This window comes from Inhella inkyongensis, assembly GCF_005952805.1.
Lineage (GTDB): Bacteria > Pseudomonadota > Gammaproteobacteria > Burkholderiales > Burkholderiaceae_C > Inhella > Inhella inkyongensis.
In genome coordinates this window covers 1,348,060-1,371,722 of sequence record NZ_CP040709.1, presented here as the reverse complement: position 1 = coordinate 1,371,722, position 23,663 = coordinate 1,348,060, and the positions used below count along the sequence as shown (strand labels likewise).

Genomic DNA, 23,663 nt, shown 5'->3' with positions numbered 1-23,663 from the left:
CTGCCGGGCTTTTTGCATTTCGCCCAAGGAAACCCTATGCGTGAAGGCCAAGCCCAAGTCATCCACCGCCTGGACTACCAGGCGCCCGCGTTCTGGATCGCCACGGTCGATCTGACCTTTGATCTGGACCCCGCCAAGACCCTGATCACCGCCAAGCACGCGGTCAAGCGCAACCCGGCGCAAGCCCACGGCCCCTTGGTGCTGCTGGGCGAGGAGCTGACGCCGCTGCGCGTGCTGATCGACGGCGAACCGGTGAGCTTCCGCCAGGAAGGCCACGAACTCATCATCGAAGCGCCGGACCGCGACTTCGAACTGACCCTGCGCAACACCTGCGCCCCCGAGAAGAACACGGCGCTCTCAGGCCTCTACACCTCGGGCGGCAGCTTCTTCACGCAGTGCGAAGCCGAGGGCTTCCGCCGCATCACCTACTTCCTGGATCGCCCCGATGTGATGGCGGTCTACACCGTGACCCTGCGGGCGGACAAGGCCAAGTACCCCATCCTGCTGGCCAACGGCAATCTGCTGGAGCAGGGCGATCTGGATGGCGGCAAACACTTCGCCAAGTGGCACGACCCCTTCCCCAAGCCCAGCTATCTGTTTGCCGTGGTGGCTGGCGACCTGGTCGCGCGCGAGCAGCGCATCACCACCCGCTCGGGCAAGGAACACCTGCTGCAGGTCTTTGTGCGCCGCGGTGATCTGGACAAGACCGAGCACGCGATGAACTCGCTGATCGCTTCCATCATCTGGGACGAGGCGCGCTTCAACCTGCCACTGGATCTGGAGCGCTTCATGGTGGTCGGCGTGTCCGACTTCAACATGGGCGCGATGGAGAACAAGGGCCTGAACATCTTCAACACCAGCGCCCTGCTGGCCAGCCCGGCCACGGCGACGGACGCCGACTTCCAGCGCATCGAGGCCATCGTCGCGCACGAGTACTTCCACAACTGGACCGGCAACCGGGTCACCTGCCGCGACTGGTTCCAGCTCTCGCTGAAGGAAGGCCTGACCGTCTTCCGGGACCGCGAGTTCTCGATGGACATGGCGGGCTCGGACTCCGCCCGCGCGGTGCAGCGCATCCAGCAGGTGCGCAATCTGCGCGCCATCCAGTTCCCCGAGGACGCCGGCTCCATGGCCCACTCGGTGCGCCCCGACAGCTACACCGAGATCAATAACTTCTACACCGCCACCGTCTATGAAAAGGGCGCTGAGGTGGTGGGCATGTACCAGACTCTGCTGGGCCGCGAGGGCTTTGCCAAAGGCATGGCCCTGTACTTCCAGCGCCATGACGGCCAGGCCGTGACCTGCGACGACTTTGCCGCCGCCATGGCCGACGCCAACCCCGACTCACCCTTGTCCACCCGCCTGGAACAGTTCAAGCGCTGGTACAGCCAGCCCGGCACGCCCCATATCAGCGCCCGGGGTGAATACGACGCCGCCGCGCACCGCTACACCCTGGTGCTGAGCCAGCGCAATGGCAAGGCCACCGAGCCCCAACTCATCCCGGTGCGCATGGGCCTGGTGGGCCATGAGGGTCAGGCCTTGCCGCTGCAGCTCGAAGGCGACATCGAGGCCCGCGGCACCGAGACCGTGCTGCTGCTGGAGAAGGCCGAGCAGACCTTCACCTTCATCAATGTGCTGGTGGACCCCACGCCCTCGCTGTTGCGCGGTTTCTCGGCGCCGGTGCTGCTGGAAGACGGGCTCTCGGACCCCGAGTTGCTGACCCTGCTGCGCTTTGACAGCGACGCCTTCAACCGCTGGGAAGCCAGCCAGCGCCTTGGGCTGAAGCGCATCCTGCGCGCCGTGCAGGGGGGCCATGCGCTGCAACTGGACCACGCCTACCTGGAGGCCATGCGCGCCGTGCTGCGTCACCCGCAGCTGGATGCCGCCTTCAAGGCCGAGGCCCTGCGCCTGCCCGACGCCGCCTACATCGCCGAACAGCTGGAAGTGGTGGATCCACAGGCCATCCACGCCTCGGTCGAGGCCGCCTGGGACCAGCTCGCGCAGGCCCTGCGCGGCGATTGGGAGTGGGCCTTTGAGGCCCATCAAGTCAAGGGCGGCTACCGCCCAGTGGCCGAAGACGCCGGCCGCCGCGCACTGGCCAATCTGGCCCTGGCGATGCTGGTGCGCGAATCCACCCGCACCGGCGAGCCGGTGTGGCCGGGCCGCGCCTACCAGCAGGTCAAGGACGCCAACAACATGACCGAGCGCTTCGGCGCCCTGGCTGCCCTGGTCAACGCCCACGCCGGCCTGGCCGACGCCGCCCTGAGCCACTTCCACCAACAGTTCGCCCATGAGGCCCTGGTGGTGGACAAGTGGTTCATGCTGCAGGCCCGCGCCCCCGAGCGCGACGGCAAGGTATTCGAGCGCGCCAAGAAGCTGCTGCAACACCCCGGCTTCACGCTGAAGAACCCCAACCGCGCCCGCAGCCTGCTGGTCCAGTTGTGCAATATGAACCCGGGCGCCTTCCACCGCGCCGATGCCGGCGGCTATGTGCTGTGGGCCGAGCAGGTGGCCGCCATGGACGCCATCAACCCGCAACTGGCCGCCCGCCTGGCGCGCGCCATGGATCGCTGGACCACCCTGGCCGAGCCCTATCGCGGTGCTGCCCAGGTGGCGTTGCAGCGCCTGGCCGAGCGCAGCAGTCTGAGCAATGACGTGCGTGAGATCGTCACCAAAGCCCTGGAAGGAGCGTCGAAATGAGCGCCCGCGTCAGCCTGACCCAATACCTCGTTGAGCAGCAGCGCGCCAACGGCAATATCCCGCCGCAGCTGCGTCTGTTGATCGAGGTGGTGGCCCGCGCCTGCAAGCGCATTGCCATCAGCGTCAACAAGGGGGCCCTCGGCGATGTGCTGGGCAGCGCGCACAGCGAAAACGTCCAGGGCGAAGTGCAGAAGAAGCTGGACATCATCGCCAACGAGGTGCTGATCGAAGCCAATGAGTGGGGCGGCCACCTGGCCGCCATGGCGTCTGAGGAAATGGACTCCATCCACGTCGTGCCCAACCGCTTCCCGCAAGGTGAATACCTGCTGCTGTTCGATCCCCTGGATGGCAGCAGCAACATCGACGTCAACGTCAGCATCGGCACCATCTTCTCGGTGCTGCGCAAGGTCAACAACCACCGCGGCGTCAGCGAGGAGGACTTCCTGCAACCCGGCAAGCAGCAGGCCGCGGCCGGCTATTGCATCTATGGGCCACAGGTGACCCTGGTGCTGACCCTGGGCGACGGCGTGGCCATGTTCACCCTGGACCGCGAGATGGGCTCCTGGGTGCTGACCGAGAAGGACGTGAAGATCCCCTCCGACACCAAAGAGTTCGCGATCAATATGTCGAACAAGCGCCACTGGGCACCGCCCGTGACGCGCTATATCGACGAATGCTTGGCCGGCACCACGGGCCCGCGCGAGAAGGACTTCAACATGCGCTGGATCGCCTCCATGGTGGCGGACGTTCACCGCATCCTTTGCAGAGGGGGCATCTTCATGTACCCCTGGGACGCGCGCGAACCGGGCAAGGCCGGCAAGCTGCGCTTGATGTACGAAGCCAACCCCATGGGCTTCATCGTCGAGCAGGCCGGCGGCCTGGCCACCAATGGCCGCCAGCGCATCCTGGACATCACCCCGACCAAGCTGCACGAACGCGTGGCCGTGGTGCTGGGCTCCAGGAATGAGGTCGAACGAGTAACTCGATATCACCAGGAAGGCGCTGAAGGCTGATGCGCGGCAGGCTGGGCCCCTGGCTGGCCATCTTTCTGGCGGCCCTCGCGTCCACAGCGCGGGCCCATGAAGACAGCGACGAGGCTGCGCCCTGGAAGGAGCGCTGCCCCGGCGCTTCGGCTTGGCTACAGGCCAACCAGGCGCAACAGCTTCCCGCCATGAAACGGCGCGACCAAGCGCGATCACTGAGCCATCCAGAGCTTCTCAAGGAACTGGAGGCTCGGGTCGAACTCGATCAGAACGCCCGCCGCCGCTTGCTCGCCAGCGGCTTCGCCGAGCGAGACGCGCAGGCCTTGGCCTCCGTGGACGCCAAGAACCTGCGTTGGCTGATGAAAGTCATCAACACGAGCGGCTTCCCCACGGCCAGCCAGGTTGGCGAATACGGGCTGCAACTGACCTGGCTGCTGGTGCAACACGCCGACCAGCACCCCGAATTCCAACGCCAGGCCCTGGGCGAGTTCCAGCGTCACCACGCAGTTGGGGAATTCGGTGCCACTGAGTTGGCCAGACTGACGGACCGCGTCCTCAAGAAGCGCGGCGGCGCACAGGCCTTTGGAACCCAGTTCGATTGGGGCTCTGGGGTGAACGAGCAATTGCAGCAGATCGAAAACCTCGCGGAGGTCGAACGCAATCGGCAGGCGCTGGGCCTGATGCCCTTGGCGGACTACGGCTGCATGATGTATGAGCTGCGCAAGCCAAAATCTGGCTGAGCCCGCCGCCGCTGCCTCATTCCCAGCCGGCTCCAAAGCTGCTGGGGCGCCGAGCATCGCCGACAAGACCAGAATGAACGCGCCCCCCAGCGCCATTCAGCACAGCCAAATTTCAACTGGAATTTTCTGCCTATAATGGCGGGCTTCACCGCGTGCCGGCATAGCTCAGTTGGTAGAGCAGCGCATTCGTAATGCGAAGGTCGGGGGTTCGACTCCTCTTGCCGGCACCACAGAACAACAAAGCCCGGTCCTGCCGGGCTTTGGTGCTTTTGGCCTCACTCGCCATAGTTCAATGGATAGAACGGGCCCCTCCTAAGGGTCAGATGTAGGTTCGATTCCTACTGGCGGGGCCAGCCCTCCACGGCCAGCCTACTTCAGCTTCATCGAGCGCCACAGCAAGGCCACCGGCGCCAGACCCACGGCCACGATGGCCAATGCGGGCAATGCGGCCTCGGCCAGGCGCTCGTCACGCGCCAGCTGATAGGCCACCACTGCCAGGGTGTCGCTGTCAAAGGGGCGCAGCACCAGAGTTGCCGGCAACTCCTTCATCACGTCCACGAACACCAGCAGCGCCGCGGCCAAGGTGGCGCGGGTCAGCAAGGGCGCATGCACTTCAAGGCCGAGGCGCCAGTTGGAGGCGCCGAGCATCCGTGCGCTTTCGTCCAGGCTGGTGGGGATGCGTGCATAGCCGGCCTCGATGGACTGCAGGGCCACGCCGCCGAAGCGCACCGTGTAGGCCCAAAGCAGGCCCAGCACAGTGCCCGTCATCCAACCCACCGCGCCCGGCCACACCGTCTGCACCCAAGCCAGCGGCAACAAAAGCCCGATGGCAATGACGGCGCCCGGCACGGCATAGCCCAAGCCCACCAGGCGCATCACGGCATCGGTGAGCCGGCGGCGCCACAACGACTGACCGCGCTGCAGGCGCTGGGTCAGCGCCAGCACCAATGCCAGCATCACGGTCAGCAGCGCCGCCAGCGCGGCCAGCTTCAGACTGCCGCCCGCCCAATTCAGGAAACGCTCCCAGGGCCAAGCCTGCTCGCTATAGCGTGCGTCCAGCCAGGCCATGCGCAGCAGCCAGGCCACGGGAATGAAAAATCCCAGGCTGACCGGCAACGCGCATAGCGCATTGGCCAGCCAAGCCCAGCGGCCGCGCAGCACCTGGGTTTGGCTATCGGTGGCGGACTGCGCGCGGCTGGACGCAAAGCGCATCTGCGCCTGCGCGCGGCGCTCCAGCATCAGGCACAGGCTCACCACGATCAACAGCATGGAGGCCAGTTGGGCAGCGCCCAGCCGGTCCCCATTGACCAGCCAGGCCTTGTAGATCCCGGTCGTCAGGGTGTTCAGCCCGAAGTAACTTCCCACGCCGTAGTCAGCCAGGGTCTCCATCAAGGCCAGGGCCACGCCCGCCACCAGGGCCGGGCGCGCCAGCGGCAAGGCCACCGCCAACATGCGCCGGGTGAGACCCGCGCCCAGCAACCGCGCCGCCTCCATCAGGGGCGCCGCGCGTTCGCTCAAAGCCGTGCGGGTCAGCAGGTAGACATAGGGATAGAGGCAGGCCGTGAACAGCAGCATGGCCCCGGGCAGGCTGCGCACCTCGCCCCACAGGGCGCCCTGCAACCCCCATTGCGCGCGCAGCGCCGTTTGCAAGGCACCACTGGGCTGCAGCGCATCGGTGTAGGCGTAAGCCGCCACATAGGCGGGCATCGCCATCGGCAGCAGCAGGGCCAAGTCCCAAAAGCGGCGCCCACGAAACTCGAACAGGCTGACCAAGGCGGCCGCCCCACCGCCCAGCAACAGCGTGCCGCCGGTCACCCCCAGCGCCAACAAACCAGACTCCACCGCATAGCCGGGCAGCACCGTGCTGGCCAGGTGGCGCCATTGGGCCCAGGCCGCCGCGTCCAGGCCCAACCAAGCCCCCAGAACCGTCAGCACCGGCAGGGCCAACAGCAGGCCCAAGGCAAGAAAAAGGATCAGACGCATCGAGTCATGCGAACAATTTGCATTTGCATCGTCTGGCATCATAGGTGGATGTTTCTTTCGATCGAGAGCGTGGGCCTGCGCTATGCGGGCGCCAGCCAGGACGCCGTCCAAGGCGTCACCTTGAGCCTGGCCAAGGGTGATATCGGCGTATTGATCGGCCCTTCGGGCTGCGGCAAGACCTCGCTGCTGCGCGCCGTGGCCGGGCTGGAGCGCATCCACCAGGGTCGCATCCGCCTGCAGGGCGAAGCCCTGGCCGACGCCGCTGCGGAGCAGCACCTGGCCCCGGAGTCGCGCCGCGTCGGCTTGGTGTTCCAGGACTTCGCCCTCTTTCCGCACCTGAGCGTGCAGGCCAATGTGGCCTTTGGTTTGCGCCACCTGGCACCGAACGAGCGCAAGGCGCGCGTGGAGGAGATGCTGAGTCTGGTGGGCCTGGGCCATGCCGCCAAGCGCATGCCGCACCAGCTCTCCGGCGGCCAGCAACAGCGCGTGGCCCTGGCCCGGGCGTTGGCGCCTGCCCCGCAGCTGCTGCTGCTGGACGAGCCCTTTTCCAGCCTGGACGTGGACCTGCGCGAGTCCCTCTCGCAAGACCTGCGCGCCATTCTGAAAGCCGCCCAGACCACGGCGCTCTTCGTCACCCACGACCAGGCCGAGGCCTTCGCCATCGGCGACCGCGTGGGCGTCATCCATCAAGGCCGGCTGGAGCAGTGGGACGAGGCCTACACCGTTTACCACCGACCGGCCACGCGCTTTGTGGCGGGCTTCATCGGCCACGGCGTGTTCGTACCCGGCACGCTGGAGGGCAACCAGGTGCGCACCGCCCTGGGCCTGCTGGAGAACGCCCAGGACTGCCCGCTGCCCGGCGCCTACCCCGGCGGCCACTGCGAGGTGCTGCTGCGCGCCGACGATGTGGTGCACGACGACCACGCCCCGACGCAGGCGCGCATCGAGCACAAGGTCTTCCGCGGCGCCGAGTTCCTCTACACCCTGCAACTGACCGACGGCACCCGCCTGATCGCCGCCGTGCCCTCGCACCACGACCACCATGTCGGCGAGTGGATCGGCATTCGTGCACAGGCTGACCATGTGGTGACCTTCGCCACGGCAGCACCGCCCGCCCCAGAATCGGCGCGTGCATAGGGCACAAGTCGGCGCAATTGCAGGGCGACCCGGGTGCTGATGCCAGCGTGCGGCTTCATGCCCTGCCTATACTGATTTGACACGGGCCTGCGGGCCTTGGATTTCGCGGCCCAAAGGGCTGCAGCTGAGAAGAGAGAGGCGCATATGGGTGCCAAATTGAAGGTGGCAGGTTGGATCGGCGTAGGCGCCCTTGCGGGTGCCATGGCAACCTTGCAATTCAGCGCCAATGCACGGGGCAGCCAAGCTGCGCTGCCACTGGAAGAGTTGCAACAGCTGGCCGCCGTGTTCGGACTGGTCAAGGCCGAGTATGTGGAGCCCGTGGATGAGAAGAAGCTCATCAACGACGCCATCGCCGGCATGGTCACCGGGCTGGACCCGCACTCGCAGTTCTTCGACAAGAAGAGCTTCCAGGAATTCAAGGAAGGCACCTCGGGCAAGTTCGTCGGCGTGGGCATCGAGATTGGCATGGAGGACGGTTTCGTGCGCATCGTCTCGCCCATCGAAGGCTCGCCGGCCTTCCGTGCTGGCCTGCGCTCGAACGACCTGATCACCCGCATCGACGACCAGCCGGTCAAGGGCCTGACGCTGGAGCAGGCCGTCAAGCGCATGCGCGGCGACCCGCAGACCAAGGTCAACCTCCTGATCTTCCGCAAGGCCGAGAACCGCAGCTTCCCGGTCACCATCGTGCGCGAAGAGATCCGTATGCAATCGGTGCGGGCCAAGATGGTCGAGCCCGGCTACGCCTGGTTGCGCGTGTCGGCCTTCCAGGAGCGCACGGTCGAAGATTTCGCCAAGAAGCTGACTGAGCTCTATGCCCAGGACCCCAAGCTCAAGGGCCTGGTGCTGGACCTGCGCAACGACCCGGGAGGCGTGCTCGAAGGCGCCATCGCGATCAGCACGGCGTTCTTGCCCAATGGCGTGGAAGTGGTGTCCACCAATGGTCAGTTGGCCAATTCCAAGTACAGCTACAAGGCGCGGCCCGAGGACTATCTGCGCCGCGGCCAGGTCGATGTGATCAAGAAGCTGCCCGCTGCACTGAAGACCGTGCCGCTGGTGGTGCTGGTGAACGAAGGCTCGGCCTCGGCCAGCGAGATCGTGGCCGGCGCGCTGCAGGATCACAAGCGCGCCCTGGTGCTGGGCGCCCAGACCTTTGGCAAGGGCTCGGTGCAGACGGTGCGCCAGCTCTCGCCGGACACCGCGCTCAAGATCACCACCGCGCGCTACTACACGCCCAGCGGCCGTTCCATCCAGGCCAAGGGCATCCTGCCCGACCTCGCCATCGACGAAACCGCCGAGGGCAACATCATCGGCGCGCTGCGCACCCGCGAGGCCGATCTGGAAAAGCACCTGGCCAGCAGCAACCAGAACGCCGAGAGCGAAGAGCAGAAAGCCCGCGAGGCCGAGCGCCGCCGCTTGGAAGAAGAACTGAACAAGCGCAAGGAGCCGCTCAAGCCCCTGCCCGAATTCGGGGGTGAGCAGGACTGGCCGCTTCAGCAGGCGCTCAACCAGCTCAAAGGCAAGCCCGTGGTGCTGTCCAAGGCACCGCTGGAGCGCAAGGCCGAGGCGGCCAAGTCCGATTCGTCTAAACCCAATTGACGGACAGCAAGCCGGATCTGAATGACGGGCAGCTGCTGCGCTATGCGCGGCATCTGCTGCTGAACGAGCTGGGCATCGAAGGCCAGCAGGCCCTGTTGGCAGCGTCAGTGCTGGTGATCGGCACGGGTGGCCTGGGCTCCCCCGCCCTGCTCTACCTGGCCAGCGCCGGCGTCGGACACATCCGCCTGGTGGATCCCGATACCGTCGAGCTCAGCAATCTGCAGCGCCAGATTGCCCATGCCGATGCGCGGGTGGGGCAGACCAAGGTGGCGTCGGCCGCGCAGGCCATGTTGGCCCTCAACCCGGAACTGCGGCTGAGCCCGGAGGCCTGCCGCGCGACGCCGGACAACCTGCCCGGCTGGGTGGCGCAGGCCGATCTGGTGCTGGACTGCAGCGACAACTTCGCCACCCGCCAGGCCGTCAACGCCGCCTGCGTGGCGGCGCGCAAGCCGCTCGTGTGGGCGGCCGCCGTGGGCTGGGATGGCCAGGCCTCGGTCTACGACCCGCGCAACCCGCTGTGCCCTTGCTATGCCTGTCTGTTCCCACCCGATGCGCCGGTGACCGACGCGCACTGCGCCACGCAGGGCGTGTTTGCGCCGCTCGTGGGCCTGGTGGGCAGCCTGCAGGCCGCTGAGGCCCTGAAGCTGCTGATTGGGCAGACCGATGGCCTGCAGGGCCGCCTGTGGATGTTCGACGCGCGCCGTGGCGAGACCGATATGCTGGGCGTGGCCCGCGATCCGCATTGCGCGGTCTGCGGCGAGCAAACGGCAGCAGAAGGACTGAAGTAGAAATATTCTTTCTCCGTGCTCCCGATATGCTGCACGGTTCTCATGCTTTCCACGCTGGAGAACGAGATGGCACCGCGTCGTGACTTGAAAGAGCGAAATTTCCCGTCGGCCCAAGAAGAACTGCGCCGGGTGCCGCCGCCGCTGACCGACATCGAGCAGGCGCCCTCCTACCGGTTGGCCTTCAATGACGCCGACTTCCTGCTGCGCGACGAGATGCGGCCGATCCGCATGCAACTCGAACTGCTCAAGCCCGAGTTGGTTCAGCAGGAACTCGGCATCCAGGCCACGGTGGTGATGTTCGGCAGCGCCCGCATCCCTGACCCAGTGCAGGCCCGCACCGAACTCGAGGCCGCGCAGGCGGCCGGCGACACCGCCCGCGAGCGCCGCGCCGAGAACATGCTGCGCATGAGTGCCTACTACGACGAAGCGCGCCGGCTGGCCGAGATCATCACGCGCGAGACCCAGACCTGCGGCACCCCGCTCTACGTGGTGACGGGCGGCGGCCCCGGCATCATGGAAGCCGGTAACCGCGGCGCGCACGAGGCCGGCGGCAAGAGCATCGGCTTGAACATCGTGCTGCCGCACGAGCAGCATCCCAACCCCTACATCACGCCCGAGCTCTGCTTTCGCTTCCACTACTTTGCGCTGCGCAAGATGCACTTCCTGATGCGCTCGGTGGCGCTGGTGTGCTTCCCGGGCGGCTTTGGCACGCTGGACGAACTGTTCGAAACCCTGACCCTGATCCAGACCGGCAAATGCCGGCGCCGCCCCATCCTGCTGTTCGGCCACGAGTTCTGGACCCGCTTGATCGACTTCGACTACCTGGTTGAGACCGGCATGATCAGCCCGGGCGACGAGAAACTGTTCCGCTTCGTCGAGACCGCCGAACAGGCCTGGGCCCTGCTCGAGCACGAGTACGACCTCAAATCCACTGCCAACTGTTCTGTTTGAAATGACTGCAATGCACAAGATCTCTTTGATTGGCGCCCCCACCGACATCGGCGCCGGCGCCCGCGGCGCCTCGATGGGCCCTGAGGCCATGCGCGTGGCCGGCATCGGTCCGGCGCTGCAAGCGCGCGGCGTCGATGTGAAGGACTGCGGCAATCTGAACGGCCCCTACAACCCCTGGCTGCCCCCGGTCGAGGGCTATCGCCACCTGCCCGAGGTGGTGGCCTGGAACCAGGCCGTGCATGAGGCCGTGTTCGCCGAGTTGCAAGCCGGCCGCATGCCCATCCTGCTGGGCGGCGACCACTGTCTGGGTATTGGCTCCATCAGTGCGGTGGCGCGCCACTGCAAGGCCCAGGGCAAAAAGCTGCGCGTGCTGTGGCTGGATGCGCACGCCGACTTCAACACCTCGGCCCTGACCCCGAGCGGCAACATCCACGGCATGCCGGTGGCCACCCTGTGCGGCTTCGGCGCACCCGAGTTGGTGAGCATCGGCGGCTTCAGCGCGCAGCAGCCCGCCATCAGCCCCAAGTGGGTGCGCCAGATCGGCATCCGCAGCGTGGACGAAGGTGAAAAGCGCTTCGTCCACGAGCAAGAGCTCGAAGTCTTTGACATGCGCTACATCGATGAGATGGGCATGCGCCAGGCCATGGAGCTGGCCCTGGCCACGCTGGACGCCAACACCCATCTGCACGTGAGCTTTGACGTCGACTTCCTGGACCCCGCCATCGCTCCCGGCGTGGGCACCACGGTCCCCGGCGGCCCCAGCTACCGCGAGGCGCAGCTGTGCATGGAGATGATTGCCGACACCGGCCGTTTGGCCTCGCTGGACGTGATGGAACTGAACCCCGCTCTGGACGAGAAAAACCGCACCGCGCTGCTGGCAGTCGATCTGATCGAGTCGCTGTTCGGAAAAAGCACCCTGATGAGAAAGAGTTGACCCCCCCGAAGCGCCTGCGGCGCCTCCCCCCAGGGGGCCACACCAGTGGCCCGGCAAAGCCGGTTCCACGGTGTGCGCTTGATCAAACAGAGTTCATCAACCATTGCGCCGCCCGCCCCGCCCCATGAACGAAGCCACCGCCGCACTGCCTCCCGCAACAACGCCCGCCGAACAACGCGTCGAGCGCGAGCACGAGCTCAAGATTGGCCGCCGCACGCTGCGCTACCGCGCCAGTGCCGGCACGCTGAACCTGCGCGAGCCCGACATCAAAGACGGCACCCGCCAGGGCGAACCAGTGCGGGCCCAGGTTTTCTACACCGCCTACACCCTGCTGGGAGCTGAAGCCAACAGGCCGCTGGTGTTCGCCATGAACGGCGGGCCGGGCTCCAGCAGCGTGTGGCTGCATCTGGGCCTGCTGGGGCCGCAGCGCGTGGTGAGCGACGAGATGGGCTATTGCGGCGCCCCGCCCTATGCGCTGGAAGCCAATGCCGACACCCTGCTGACGCATGCCGATCTGGTCTTCATCGACCCGGTGGGGACGGGTTACTCGCGCATGGCCGAGGGCCAGAAGGAAGCCGAGTACCACGATTACCAGCGCGACCTCGACGCCATCGCCGAGTTCATGCGCCTGTACCTGAGCCGCGAGGGCCGCTGGGGCAGCGCCAAATACCTGCTGGGCGAGAGTTATGGCAGCACCCGGGCGGCCGCGCTGGCGCGCCAGCTGCAGGAGAAGTGCGAACTGATGCTCAACGGCGTGGTGCTGGTCTCACCGGCCCTGGACTTCCAGACCTTTGCCTTCGATGTGGGCAACGACCTGCCCCACATCACCTTCCTGCCCACTTTTGCAGCCACCGCCTGGTACCACCAGGCCCTGGCGCCCAAGCTCCAGGCCCTGAGCCTGGAAGCCCTGCTGGCCAAGGCCGAGGCCTTTGCACTCGGCCCCTATGCCAGTGCGCTGTTGCAGGGCGACCGCCTGGACGCGTCCGCCCAGCGCAAGATCGCCTTGGAATACGCCACGCTGACGGGCCTTAGCCCTGACTTTGTGCAGCGCTGCCGCCTGCGCGTCAGCGACGAGCGCTTCTTCAAAGAACTGCTGCGCGAGCGCGGCGAGGTGGTGGGCCGCCTGGACAGCCGCTTCGTCGGCCACGACCGCGACGATGCCGGCGAGAAGGCCGAGGACGACCCCAGCTATAGCAATCTGGCCGGGGCCTACCGCGTGGGCATGCAGCGCGTGCTGCACGAACAGCTGGGCTGGGCGGGTGATGCGCCCTATCACCTGCTGGCGCCGCTCTACAAGAGCTGGACCTGGAAGGGCATCGAGAACAAATACCTGCACACCGCCGAGTTGCTGCGCCAGGCCTTGCACCACCAGCCCGAGTTGCGGGTCTTCGTGGCCTGCGGCGACCTGGACCTGGCCACGCCCCCCGGCGCGGCGCTGCACAGCCTGGCCCATATGGGATTGCGAGCGCATCTGCGCACCCAGATCCAGGTCGCGCACTATCCCGCAGGGCACATGATGTACGTGCACGCCGAGTCGCGCCAGCGCCTGGCCGAGGATCTCCGCGCCTTTGTGCAAGGGGCCTGAGGCGTGAACTTGGACGCCGCACTCAGCCAGGCCCAGGAGCTGCTGGATCAGGGCGAGCACGCACAAGCGCTGCTTCAGCTGGAACCCTTGCTGGCGCACACCCAGGAAGCGCAGGCCCGGGCCCCATTGCTCATGCTGCTGACCCGCGCCAACCAGCGCGAAGGCCGCGCCACCGAGGCGGTGCGGCATGCCAGCGAGGCCGTGCGCCTGCTGGAGCGACTGGGCGAGCGCGAACCGCTGTGCGACGCGCACACCCAGCTGGCCCTGGCCTATGCCCATCTGGGCCTGGGCCGCGAGGCCCTGGAAGCTGCGCTGTCTGCCCTCAGCCTGGCGCGTGCGCTGGGCGACGCCGCGCGCGAGGGTTGGGCCCTGGCACGCGTGGGCAATGCCTATGGCGCGATGGACAACCCGGCCCAAGCCCGCGAAACCACCCAGCAAGCCCGCGAGATCGCCCAGACCCTGGGCCTGGCCGAGCTGGATTTCGCCTGCCTCAACAACCAAGCCTACTACACGCTGGATGAATGCGAGCAGGCTGCGGTGGAGGGCCAGGCCGAGGACCTGATCGTCAGCCAGGCCATGGCCCAGTTGCTGGCCGAGCAAGCCTTGGCGACGGCCCAGACCCAGGGCAATGTGTTCAAACAGGCCACCGCCCTGTCCAACCTGATCGAGGCCCTGCTGGTGGGTCAGGACTGGGCCCGTGCCCAGCCTCTGATCGAGCATCTGGACAGCCAGGCCCAGGAACATCACTTCCTGAACCTGCAACGCTTCACACTGTTCTACCGCGCCCGACTGGCCCAGGGCCTGGGGCAAACACAAGAAGCCATCGGCATCCTGCAAGCGCTGTTGCAACCCAGTGCCGAGCCGATCCGCCCACGCCTGCGGCGCCTGGGCCTGCGCCTGCTCTATGAATTGCAAAAGCAAAGCGGCCAACCGGCCGCAGCCCTGGGCAGTCTGGAGCAGTGGGTCCAACATGAACGCCAGACCGCGCGCCAGGTGCAGCGCGTGCAGACGCAGATCCTGCTGATCCAACGCGAGATCGACCAGGCCGTGGCGCGCGCTGAGCACGCCCATGCCGACGCCCAGCGCGAACGTGAACGCTCCCAGGCCTTGGAGCAGGAGCAGCGTGCGCTACGCCAACAACTGGCCCGCACCGACCGCGCCGCGCGCGAGGACGTGCTGACCCGCCTCTCCAACCGCCGTCACGCCGAGCAGGCGCTGGACGTGCTCTGGGAGCGTGCCCAAATCGGCCAACTTCCTTTGGCCATCGCCCTGCTGGACCTGGACCACTTCAAGCGCGTCAACGACGAACGCGGCCATGCCGTAGGCGACGCGGTGCTGCGCGAACTTTCGGAACTGCTGCGCCTGCGCCTGCGCAGCGCCGACCTGCTGGCCCGCTGGGGCGGCGAGGAATTTCTCGTCGCGCTGCTGGGCCCGCAGGCCACCGCCGCCCAGGCCGTGTTCGAGCGCCTGCGCAATGCCGTGGAGCATCACCCCTGGGGTGTGCGCTTCCCTGGCCTGCAGCAGACCCTGAGCGCCGGCGTGGCCCTGCGGGGGCTGGGCCAATCAGCCCCCTGCCAGAACGTGCGTGCCCTGGTGCAATGCGCAGACGCTGCGCTCTACCAGGCCAAGGACGCGGGGCGCAACCGGGTCTGCGTGGCTTAGAGCTTCTTTCCGCCCACACCGATCTCGCGCCACAGCGGCCCGGCCGACGCGAACACCAGGCCGTCTAGCCACCGGCTCATGGGAAGGCCCTCCAGGCCTTCGGCCTGGGTATCTAGCACCAGCCAGTCGGCGCGCGCGCCAGGCACCAAGCCCCAGCGATCAAAGCCCGCCGCGCGGCCACTGCCAGCCAGCATGGCGTCAAACAGACGCGCCGCGCTGCTGGGCTGGCTCTTGGGGCTGCTGGCCACATTGCGCTGGCGCAGCAGCAGGCGTTGGCCGTATTCCAGCCAACGCAACTCCTCGCGCCACTCACGGCCCACTTCGGAATCGCTGCCCACGGTGAGCGGCACGCCCGCGTTCAGATAGCCCGTCAGCGGTGCCAATCCATCGCCCAGATTGGCCTCGGTTGTGGGGCAGATCACCACGCCCGCGCCTTGCCGGGCCAGCAGCTCCACCTCGAACGCCTCCGCATGGGTGGCATGCACCAACTGCCAGCGGGCGTCCAGGCCCTGCACCTTGCACAGCCATTCGATGGGTCGCATGCCGGTCTGGGCCAGGCAGTCGCGCACCTCGCCGGTCTGTTCGGCGACGTGGATGTGGATGGGCAGGTCCTGATCGCCCACGCGCTGCATCAGCGCCTGGATGTCCTCGGGATGGGCGGCGCGTAACGAGTGCAGGGCCACGCCGGCGTTCACGGTGGCGCTGCGGTGTTCGTTGATGCGGCGCTGTGCTTCGAACACCCAAGCCGCGTCGGTCTTGAAGCGCCGCTGCGTGTCCTTCAGCCCCTTCTGGCCAAAGCCCTGGTGCGCGTAGAGCACGGGCAGCATGGTGATACCGATACCGGCCTCTTCGGCGGCGTCGATCAGCGACCAGGCCATGGTCAGCTCGTCCTCGTAGGGCTGGCCGTCGGGCTGATGCTGCAAGTAGTGAAACTCGCAGACCTGGGTGTAGCCGCCCCGCAGCAGTTCCTTGTAGAGCCGCGTGGCCACTTGCCTGAGCTCCTCAGGGCTGATCGACAGCGCCACGCGGTACATGGCCTCGCGCCAGCTCCAGAAATCGTCACTTTCGCTGTCGCGCGTCTCGGCCAGACCGGCCATGGCGCGCTGAAACGCATGGCTATGAGCGTTGACCAGCGGCGGCAGGACCGGCCCCGCCAGGACTCTGGCGTCCGTGGGCTGCTGCACCCCGGCGGTGATGGATTGCCAGCGGCCGGCGCCATCGATTTCGAGCAGAACCGATTCTTGCCAACGGCCTTGGAGCCAGGCGGCGGGGGTCCAGAGTTTCTTGTAGTGCATATTCGCTAACGATCTATGTGAGAACCCGCAGGGGCTTCACCCCTGCACCCGACCCCCTTTTCTTTGCTTCGCCAAAGAAAAGGGGGGAAAAGAAAGGCGACCCCCGATGCCGGCGCCGCTCGCCTGCGGCGATCGGTTCCCTGCGCTGCTCAGGTCTTGGGGGCGGCGCGGAACGCGCTTCGCTCACTGGGTTCGCTGCGCTTGAACGGCCGCGCCGAATTTGTTGTGGTGGCGCGCTGCGCGCGCTCCCCCAAGCCCTTGCGCTGCTCGGCTTGGCATAGGGGGACCCCCAAACAGCCAACAGCCGAACAGCCCGGGCTGCCGAGAGACGCACCGTTTCCAGGGGTCCCCTATGCCAAGCCGAGGAGCACAGAAGAGCAGACCCGCGCGCGCAGCGCGCATCAAGAACTGACTCGGCGCGGCCGTTCAAACGCAGTGAGCGCAGCGAACGGAGTGCGTTCCGCGCCGGGGTCTGCTCTTCGCGCACCGCAGGGAACCCCTTGGCACAGCCAAGGGGCGCAGGCATCGGGGTCGCCTTTCTTTGGTTACTTTCTTTGGCGAAGCAAAGAAAGTAACCCGGCCGCCGGGCCGGAATCCCGGCGGGCTGCCCCGAACAAGGCAAGTTCACGAGGCACAAGCCAAAAATGCCGTGAGCAGCCGCTCCAAGAGCGGCACTACCTCGGCAGCACGATCCTCCAAATACGGCCGCGGCGCCGGATGCCGCTTGTCTTCCAGCATGTAGATGGCCTGCACCATCTCCATCTGCAGCGCATGCACGCCCTGCTCAGGCCGACCATAAAACCGCGTGATGTGCCCGCCCTTGAAGCGGCCGTCCACTACTTGCGAATAACGCGTCTGGCCTTCGAGCACCCCGGCGACCGCCGCGCGAATCGAGGCGCCGCAGCTCGCGCCGTTGGCGCTACCCAGATTCAAGTCCGGCAACCGACCTTCGAACAGCCAGGGCAGTTCGGACTCGATCGAATGCCCGTCCCAGAGCAGCGCCACCCCATGCTCGGCGCGAATCCGTTCGAGCTCGCCGCCCAGCGCCTGGTGATAGGGCCGCCAGCTCAGGCCCAAGCGGCGCTCGCGCTCGGCGGCATCGGGCGCCAGGCCCTCGCGGTAGAGCGGCACGCCCTCAAAGTCACGCGTCGGGCAGAGCTCAGTGTTGTTCGCACCCGGGTACATGGGGGCATCCACCTCGGGGCGGTTGAGGTCAATCACATAGCGCGAGTAGCGCGGCACCAAGAGGCTGGCCCCCAACTTCTCGGCAAGGGGGCGGTAGAGCCGCTCCAGATGCCAGTCGGTGTCGACGCTGGTCAGCGCCTGGTCGGTGTAGCGATGCTGCTGGTCAGCGGGGATCTCGAAGCCCACATGGGGCAGGCTGATGAGCAGCGGTTGCGTGCCGCGCAGCAGGGTGAAGGCATCGCTCATTTCAGTTCCTTATCCGGCGCGCCGCCGAAGATCCGATTGATCAAAGGCCGCCCGCCCAGCCAATAGCTGAGCTCACGCGGATGGTCCACGCCCCAGACGCAGAAGTCGGCACGCTGGCCGGCCACCAGCTGCCCCCGGTCCTTCAGCCCCAGGGCGCGGGCGGCATTCACGGTCAGGCCGCGCAGGGCCTCTTCGGGCGTCATACGGAAATGGATGCAGGCCAGTTGCAGCACCGCCAGCATCGAAAGCAAGGGCGAGGTGCCGGGGTTGTGATCGGTGGACAGCGCCATCGGCACGCCCGCCGCGCGCAAGGCGGCAATCGGCGGCAGCTTGGTTTCGCGCAGGCAGTGATAGGCCCCGGGCAGCAACATCGCCACGGTGCCGGCCTGTGCCATGGCGGCCACGCCCTCGGGGCTCAGCCACTCCAGGTGATCGGCACTCAGGCCGCCAAAGCGCGCGGTGAGCTGGCTGCCGCCCTGGTCGCTCAATTGCTCGGCATGCAGCTTGACCGGCAGACCGAGTTGCTGGGCGCGCTGGAACAGGCGCTCGACCTGCGCGGGCGTGAAGCCAATGGTTTCGCAAAAGGCATCCACCGCATCCACCAGGCCTTCGGCTTGCAAGGCGGGCAGGTCGTCCAGGCAGGCGTCCACATAGGCGTCCACATTGGCACCGGTTGGGCCCTCGAACTCAGGCGGCAGCGCGTGCAAGCCCAGGTAGCTGGTGCGCACCTGCACGCCGTGCGCGCTCAAGCGCCGGGCCACGCGCAACATCTTGGCCTCGTGCTCTCTGCTCAGGCCGTAGCCGCTCTTGATCTCAACGGTCGTCAGGCCCTCGGCCTTCAAAGCTTCGAGTCGATGGCGGGCTGAGGCCAACAGCTCGGCCTCGCTGGCCGCGCGGGTATGCGCCACGGTGGAGCGGATGCCGCCGCCGGCACGGGCAATTTCCTCGTAGCCCGCGCCCTGCAGCCGCAGCTCAAATTCGTGCGCGCGCTGCCCGCCATAGACCAAATGGGTGTGGGCGTCGATCAGGCCCGGCGTGACCCAGGCGCCTTGCAGCGAGTGCTCGCGCTGGATATCCAGACCCGCCGGCACGTCCGCAGGCAGATCAACGAGCCGGCCCACCCATTCGATCTGCTCGCCCCGCGTCAGCAGGGCGCCGTCTTCAATCGCCCCCCAGGGCTGATCCCCGTGGAAGGTGGCCAGGCGCGCGTCGCGCCACAGAGTCAATGCCTTCATGCCTCAAAACTCCCGGTCAACACATGGCGGGCGCCCGGGTGCACCAAGCGCACCCAGGTCACGGTGCCGCCGTGGCTGCGGCTGCTGCGCTCGATCACCAGGCAGGGGTCACCGGCGCTCAGGCCCAAGGCCTGAGCTTCTTCGGCATTGGCCGCCGCCGCCTCGATTTGATAGGTCGCCCCGGTCAGCGGCGCCACCTGCAACAGATAGGCCGTGGGGGTCTGCTGGCGGAAGTCCTGAGCCAGATAGTCAGGCGCGCAGGCCGGGTTCACCAGACGGTCTTCCAACTGCAAGGGCAGGCCGTTCTCGCGGTGCAAGATGCGGCTGTGGAACAGGCGCGCGCCGGCCTCCAGGCCCAGGCGCTCGGCTTCGCCTCGACGCGCGCGGCGCTCGCCCAACTGCAGCAGCTCGGCCTCGTGCCGATGGCCGCGCGCGGCGATTTCTTCGTGGATGTCGCGGATCACCAGCGTGCTGGCCACGCGCTCCAGCGGCGCCACAAAGCTGCCAGCGCCCTGCTGGCGACGGATCAGGCCTTCCTGCTCCAACTCGCGCAGCGCGCGGTTCACCGTCATGCGGCTGACGCCGAATTGCGCCACCAGCTCGGATTCGCTGGGCAGGCGGTCACCCACCGTCCATTGCCCGCTCTTGATCCCCTCCCGCAGATGCGCCTGCACCAAGGTGTAGCGCGGGGACAGTTCCTTAGGGATCTCAGTCATCTGCCCGCAATCGACCTGCTGCCCGCAAATCAAACCGAATCTGCAATGGTTGCTCGCCCCGCCAAGCTGCGACATGAATGTGAGGATGGCGACTCATGCCGTTGTTGCCCACCTTGGCAATCGGTTGCCCGGCACGTACCAACTCACCCGGCCTCACGCTCACATCGACCACGTGAGCCAGCAGCACATTTACGCCATCCGTGCGACGAAACTGCACCCATGCCGCCGGCGGCTTGCCCATCTGGCCCGGCAGATTGACCACTGGGTTTTCTCGCATTTGCACGACCTCGCAGTCGCAAGGTGCCAGCACCGGCTGACCCCACGCAAACCAATCCTCGTTTGCGAGACCATCACCTCGATAGGCACGCATCCAGCGGCGTCCGTCGGCCTCCACCATTTGCTGAATCACACAATCCGACCCGAGCTCATCACCCAAACCCTTCAGATTGCCCTCCCAGTGCTCCGAGCAGCTAAAACTCTCTCTGAAGAGTGGATGAATGACAACCGCATCGATCGCGATTGGCTCGGCCAAACCTGCCGGCAAGAACATGGCGCACCACAGTGCGATTGCCATTCGTCTCAAAGCACCCAATCCGTTCTTTGCGTTTGCCATGGAGCGATTGTGCAGCCCCTTGACGCAACTTGTCTAGACAACTTAGGATGCTCGCATTCCTGGCCCTGTCGGAGACCATCCCATGTCCTCTCCCCGCGTTGTGCGCGCCCCGCGTGGCACCGAGCTGTCGTGCAAGAACTGGCTGACCGAAGCCGCCTTCCGCATGATCCAGAACAACCTCGACCCCGAGGTGGCCGAGCGCCCCGAGGACCTGGTGGTCTACGGCGGCATTGGCAAGGCGGCGCGCAACTGGGAGGCCTTTGATCGCATCCTCGCGAGCTTGAAAGCCCTTGATAACGACCAGACCCTGCTGATCCAGAGCGGCAAGCCGGTCGGCGTCTTCCCCACCCACCCGAACGCCCCGCGCGTGCTGCTGGCCAACAGCAATCTGGTGCCGGCCTGGGCCAACTGGGAACACTTCAACGAGTTGGACCGCAAGGGTCTGATGATGTATGGCCAGATGACGGCCGGCTCGTGGATCTACATCGGCACCCAGGGCATCGTGCAGGGCACCTACGAGACCTTTGCCGAGGCCGGCCGCCAGCACTACGGTGGCTCGCTCGAGGGCCGCTGGGTGCTGACCGCGGGCCTGGGTGGCATGGGCGGCGCCCAGCCCCTGGCCGCCACGTTTGCAGGTGCGTGTTCGCTGAACATCGAGTGCCAACAGAGCCGCATCGACTTCCGCCTCAAGACCCGCTATGTGGACGAGCAGGCCACCGACCTGGACGACGCGCTGGCGCGCATCGCCAAGTACACGGCCGAGAAGAAGGCAGTGTCGATCGCGCTGCTGGGCAACGCCGCCCGCATCCTGCCGGCGCTGGCCCAGCGCTGCATGGAAGGCACGGCCATCAAGCCCGATCTGGTGACCGACCAGACCTCGGCCCATGACCTGATCAACGGCTATTTGCCGGCCGGCTGGAGCGTCGAGCAATGGCGCGCCGCGGCGGCCGACCCGGCCCAGCACGCCGAGCTCAAGGCCGCTGCAGCGCAGAGCTGCGCCGAACACGTGAAGGCCATGCTGCAGTTCCAGGCCATGGGCATCCCAACGGTGGACTACGGCAACAACATCCGCCAGGTGGCGCTGGACCAGGGCGTGAAGAACGCCTTCGACTTCCCCGGCTTTGTGCCCGCCTATGTGCGTCCGCAATTCTGCGAGGGCCGTGGCCCCTTCCGCTGGGTGGCGCTCTCGGGTGACCCCAAGGACATCGCCAAGACCGACGCCAAGATCAAGGAACTCTTCCCCGAGGAAAAGCGTGTGCACCGCTGGCTGGACATGGCGGCCGAGCGCATCGCCTTCCAGGGCCTGCCGGCGCGCATCTGCTGGCTCGGCCTGGGCCAGCGCCATCTGGCCGGTCTGGCCTTTAATGAAATGGTGGCCAAGGGCGAATTGAAGGCCCCGATCGTGATCGGCCGCGACCATCTGGATTGCGGCTCGGTGGCCAGCCCGAACCGCGAGACGGAATCGATGATGGATGGCAGCGATGCGGTGAGCGACTGGCCGCTGCTGAACGCCATGCTCAACACCGCCGGCGGCGCCACCTGGGTGAGCCTGCACCACGGCGGCGGCGTAGGCATGGGCTACAGCCAGCACAGCGGCGTGGTCATCGTGGCCGACGGCACGGCGGACGCCGCCGAGCGCCTCAAGCGCGTGCTCTGGAACGACCCCGGCACCGGCGTGATGCGCCATGCCGACGCGGGCTACGAGATCGCCCAAACCTGCGCCAAGACCCAAGGCCTGAACCTGCCGAGCCTCTGATATGACGACGACTTTGAAACTCACCCCCGGCGCCCTGACGCTGGACCAACTGCGCCAGATCCAACAAGGCGGCGTGCGCCTGGAACTGGTGCCCGAAGCCTGGGAAGACATTGAGCGCGGCGCCGCCGTGGTGCAGAAGGCTGCAGCTGGCGACGCTGCTGTTTACGGCGTGAATACCGGCTTTGGCAAGCTGGCCAACAAGCGCATCGCCAAGGACGAGCTCGACACCCTGCAGCGCAATCTGATCCGCTCGCATTGCGTGGGAGTGGGCGCGCCGATGAACGAGCGCGTGCTGCGCCTGATGTTGGCCACCAAGCTATCCAGCCTGGCGCGCGGCATCTCGGGCGTGCGCCGCGAGGTGGTGCTGGCCCTGCTGGACGTCTTCAACGCCGGCCTGACCCCTTATGTGCCTTGCCAGGGTTCGGTGGGCGCCTCGGGCGATCTGGCCCCGCTCTCGCACATGAGCCTGGCCCTGATGGGCGAAGGCGAGTTCCTGGTGGACGGCCAGCGCAAGCCGGCCGCCGCCGTGCTGGAAGCCGCCGGCCTCAAGCCCTTGCAACTGGCCGCCAAGGAAGGCCTGGCCCTAATCAACGGCACCCAGACCAGCACCGCCCTGGCCCTGGACGCCCTGCTGCGCTTCGAAGTGCTCTACGCCAGCGCGGTGCTCACCGGCGCCCTGAGCCTGGACGCCGCGCGCGGCAGCGACGGCCCGTTCGATGCGCGCATCCACGCGGTGCGCGGCCAGCCCGGCCAGATCGAAGTGGCCGCGGCCTACCGCGAACTGCTCAAGGGCAGCGCCATTCGCGCCAGCCACGCCGAGAACGACGACCGGGTGCAGGACCCCTATTGCCTGCGCTGCCAGCCCCAGGTGATGGGCGCCTGCCTGGACCAGGCCCGCTATGTGCGCGATGTGCTGCTGCGCGAGGCCAATGCCGTCACCGACAACCCGCTCGTCTTCGCGGAGAAGGACGGTACGGCCACCATGATCAGCGGCGGCAACTTCCACGCCGAACCCGTGGCCCTGGCCGCCGACGCCCTGGCCGTGGCCATCGCCGAAGTGGGCGCGATTGCCGAACGCCGCATCGCCATGCTGATCGACACCGGCGTGTCGCGCCTGCCGCCATTCCTGACCGAGAACGCCGGCCTGAACAGCGGCTTCATGATTGCGCACGTGACCGCGGCGGCCCTGGCCAGCGAAAACAAGAGCCTGGCCCACCCGGCCAGCGTGGACAGCCTGCCCACCAGCGCCAACCAGGAAGATCATGTGTCCATGGCCACCTTTGGCGCGCGCCGACTGGCCAACATGCTGGACAACACCGGCCACATCGTCGCCATCGAATGGCTGGCGGCCTGCCAGGGCTTTGAATTCCTGCGCCCGCTCAAGAGCTCGGCCGCGCTGGAAGCCGCCTACACCGCCCTGCGCGCCAAGGCCCCGGCGATGAACACCGACCACTATCTGGCGCCGGACATCGAGGCGGCGTTCGCGATGGTGCAAGCAGGTGAACTGGCCCGCCTGACCTGCTCTTCGGTGGCATTGCGGGTCTACTAAAACCCGCCG

18 protein-coding genes and 2 tRNA genes are annotated in these 23,663 nt (G+C 66.9%); 14 read left to right on the top strand and 6 right to left on the bottom strand.

All coding sequences use genetic code 11. From position 1 onward, the window contains the following. Positions 1-36 precede the first annotated feature (36 nt). The 5 genes from pepN to FF090_RS06740 all read left to right on the top strand — a co-directional run bounded on the left by pepN (position 37) and on the right by FF090_RS06740 (position 4,776). A complete protein-coding gene (gene pepN, locus FF090_RS06760) occupies positions 37-2,700 on the top strand; it encodes an aminopeptidase N (protein ID WP_138856005.1) in 2,664 nt (887 codons plus the stop codon). After that, complete coding sequence (locus tag FF090_RS06755; protein WP_138856004.1) at positions 2,697-3,713, top strand: class 1 fructose-bisphosphatase; 1,017 nt, start codon at positions 2,697-2,699, stop codon at positions 3,711-3,713. Before pepN ends, FF090_RS06755 begins: the two co-directional genes overlap by 4 nt. Then, positions 3,713-4,423, top strand: coding sequence for a DUF6624 domain-containing protein (locus tag FF090_RS06750; protein ID WP_138856003.1), 711 nt, complete (start codon positions 3,713-3,715; stop codon positions 4,421-4,423). The genes FF090_RS06755 and FF090_RS06750 overlap by 1 nt, the downstream gene beginning before the upstream one ends. Positions 4,424-4,577: 154 nt before the next feature. After that, positions 4,578-4,653, top strand: a tRNA-Thr gene (locus FF090_RS06745). A 48-nt stretch (positions 4,654-4,701) separates the two neighbouring features. Further along, a tRNA-Arg gene (locus tag FF090_RS06740) sits at positions 4,702-4,776 on the top strand. Between the two features lie 16 nt (positions 4,777-4,792). Here FF090_RS06740 and FF090_RS06735 read toward each other — a convergent pair. Further along, a complete protein-coding gene (locus tag FF090_RS06735; protein ID WP_138856002.1) occupies positions 4,793-6,406 on the bottom strand; it encodes an ABC transporter permease in 1,614 nt (537 codons plus the stop codon). Positions 6,407-6,454: 48 nt separating this feature from the next. Here FF090_RS06735 and FF090_RS06730 point away from each other — a divergent pair, with 48 nt between their 5' ends. The 7 genes from FF090_RS06730 (at position 6,455) to FF090_RS06700 (ending at position 15,059) form a co-directional block, all read left to right on the top strand. Then, a complete protein-coding gene (locus FF090_RS06730) occupies positions 6,455-7,543 on the top strand; it encodes an ABC transporter ATP-binding protein (protein ID WP_138856001.1) in 1,089 nt (362 codons plus the stop codon). Between the two features lie 144 nt (positions 7,544-7,687). Next, positions 7,688-9,139, top strand: coding sequence for a S41 family peptidase (locus FF090_RS06725; protein WP_138856000.1), 1,452 nt, complete (start codon positions 7,688-7,690; stop codon positions 9,137-9,139). Positions 9,140-9,156: 17 nt separating this feature from the next. Next, entirely contained in the window at positions 9,157-9,927 is a 771-nt protein-coding gene (locus tag FF090_RS06720) for a HesA/MoeB/ThiF family protein (RefSeq protein WP_138858311.1), read from the top strand. 66 nt (positions 9,928-9,993) lie between these two features. Further along, on the top strand, positions 9,994-10,878 hold the full coding sequence (locus FF090_RS06715) for an LOG family protein (RefSeq protein ID WP_138855999.1): 885 nt from the start codon (positions 9,994-9,996) through the stop codon (positions 10,876-10,878). Positions 10,879-10,888: 10 nt separating this feature from the next. Further along, on the top strand, positions 10,889-11,812 hold the full coding sequence (rocF, locus tag FF090_RS06710; protein ID WP_246071532.1) for an arginase: 924 nt from the start codon (positions 10,889-10,891) through the stop codon (positions 11,810-11,812). A 124-nt stretch (positions 11,813-11,936) separates the two neighbouring features. Then, complete coding sequence (locus FF090_RS06705) at positions 11,937-13,397, top strand: S10 family peptidase (RefSeq protein WP_138855997.1); 1,461 nt, start codon at positions 11,937-11,939, stop codon at positions 13,395-13,397. Between the two features lie 3 nt (positions 13,398-13,400). Beyond that, complete coding sequence (locus tag FF090_RS06700) at positions 13,401-15,059, top strand: GGDEF domain-containing protein (RefSeq protein WP_138855996.1); 1,659 nt, start codon at positions 13,401-13,403, stop codon at positions 15,057-15,059. Here the strand turns inward: FF090_RS06700 and hutF are convergent. The 5 genes from hutF to FF090_RS06675 all read right to left on the bottom strand — a co-directional run bounded on the left by hutF (position 15,056) and on the right by FF090_RS06675 (position 20,349). Then, the gene (gene hutF, locus FF090_RS06695; RefSeq protein WP_138855995.1) at positions 15,056-16,354 is read right to left on the bottom strand and encodes a formimidoylglutamate deiminase; all 1,299 of its coding nucleotides are present in this window, start codon (positions 16,352-16,354) and stop codon (positions 15,056-15,058) included. The genes FF090_RS06700 and hutF overlap by 4 nt on opposite strands. A 624-nt stretch (positions 16,355-16,978) precedes the next feature. After that, complete coding sequence (gene hutG / locus FF090_RS06690; protein ID WP_138855994.1) at positions 16,979-17,785, bottom strand: N-formylglutamate deformylase; 807 nt, start codon at positions 17,783-17,785, stop codon at positions 16,979-16,981. Continuing rightward, positions 17,782-19,020: an imidazolonepropionase gene (gene hutI / locus FF090_RS06685; protein WP_138855993.1), complete on the bottom strand. Its 1,239-nt coding sequence runs from the start codon at positions 19,018-19,020 to the stop codon at positions 17,782-17,784. The genes hutG and hutI overlap by 4 nt, the downstream gene beginning before the upstream one ends. Continuing rightward, complete coding sequence (gene hutC / locus FF090_RS06680) at positions 19,017-19,736, bottom strand: histidine utilization transcriptional repressor HutC (RefSeq protein ID WP_138855992.1); 720 nt, start codon at positions 19,734-19,736, stop codon at positions 19,017-19,019. The genes hutI and hutC overlap by 4 nt, the downstream gene beginning before the upstream one ends. Further along, positions 19,729-20,349: a M23 family metallopeptidase gene (locus tag FF090_RS06675; RefSeq protein WP_138855991.1), complete on the bottom strand. Its 621-nt coding sequence runs from the start codon at positions 20,347-20,349 to the stop codon at positions 19,729-19,731. The genes hutC and FF090_RS06675 overlap by 8 nt, the downstream gene beginning before the upstream one ends. An 82-nt stretch (positions 20,350-20,431) precedes the next feature. On the opposite strand from FF090_RS06675, the gene hutU reads away from it, so the two are divergent. After that, positions 20,432-22,105, top strand: a complete 1,674-nt coding sequence (gene hutU / locus FF090_RS06670; RefSeq protein WP_138855990.1) for a urocanate hydratase — start codon at positions 20,432-20,434, stop codon at positions 22,103-22,105. 1 nt (position 22,106) lies between these two features. Beyond that, a complete protein-coding gene (gene hutH, locus FF090_RS06665; RefSeq protein WP_138855989.1) occupies positions 22,107-23,654 on the top strand; it encodes a histidine ammonia-lyase in 1,548 nt (515 codons plus the stop codon). Positions 23,655-23,663: the final 9 nt, after the last annotated feature.

Coding starts and splice junctions, on each gene's coding strand:
- FF090_RS06735 (WP_138856002.1), bottom strand. CDS start 6,406: ATGCGTCTGATCCTTTTTCTTGCCTTGGGCCTGCTGTTGGCCCTGCCG.
- FF090_RS06725 (WP_138856000.1), top strand. CDS start 7,688: ATGGGTGCCAAATTGAAGGTGGCAGGTTGGATCGGCGTAGGCGCCCTT.
- rocF (WP_246071532.1), top strand. CDS start 10,889: ATGCACAAGATCTCTTTGATTGGCGCCCCCACCGACATCGGCGCCGGC.
- FF090_RS06750 (WP_138856003.1), top strand. CDS start 3,713: ATGCGCGGCAGGCTGGGCCCCTGGCTGGCCATCTTTCTGGCGGCCCTC.
- FF090_RS06730 (WP_138856001.1), top strand. CDS start 6,455: ATGTTTCTTTCGATCGAGAGCGTGGGCCTGCGCTATGCGGGCGCCAGC.
- hutC (WP_138855992.1), bottom strand. CDS start 19,736: ATGACTGAGATCCCTAAGGAACTGTCCCCGCGCTACACCTTGGTGCAG.
- hutU (WP_138855990.1), top strand. CDS start 20,432: ATGTCCTCTCCCCGCGTTGTGCGCGCCCCGCGTGGCACCGAGCTGTCG.
- hutH (WP_138855989.1), top strand. CDS start 22,107: ATGACGACGACTTTGAAACTCACCCCCGGCGCCCTGACGCTGGACCAA.
- FF090_RS06715 (WP_138855999.1), top strand. CDS start 9,994: ATGGCACCGCGTCGTGACTTGAAAGAGCGAAATTTCCCGTCGGCCCAA.
- hutI (WP_138855993.1), bottom strand. CDS start 19,020: ATGAAGGCATTGACTCTGTGGCGCGACGCGCGCCTGGCCACCTTCCAC.
- hutG (WP_138855994.1), bottom strand. CDS start 17,785: ATGAGCGATGCCTTCACCCTGCTGCGCGGCACGCAACCGCTGCTCATC.
- FF090_RS06755 (WP_138856004.1), top strand. CDS start 2,697: ATGAGCGCCCGCGTCAGCCTGACCCAATACCTCGTTGAGCAGCAGCGC.
- FF090_RS06705 (WP_138855997.1), top strand. CDS start 11,937: ATGAACGAAGCCACCGCCGCACTGCCTCCCGCAACAACGCCCGCCGAA.
- FF090_RS06675 (WP_138855991.1), bottom strand. CDS start 20,349: ATGGCAAACGCAAAGAACGGATTGGGTGCTTTGAGACGAATGGCAATC.
- pepN (WP_138856005.1), top strand. CDS start 37: ATGCGTGAAGGCCAAGCCCAAGTCATCCACCGCCTGGACTACCAGGCG.
- hutF (WP_138855995.1), bottom strand. CDS start 16,354: ATGCACTACAAGAAACTCTGGACCCCCGCCGCCTGGCTCCAAGGCCGT.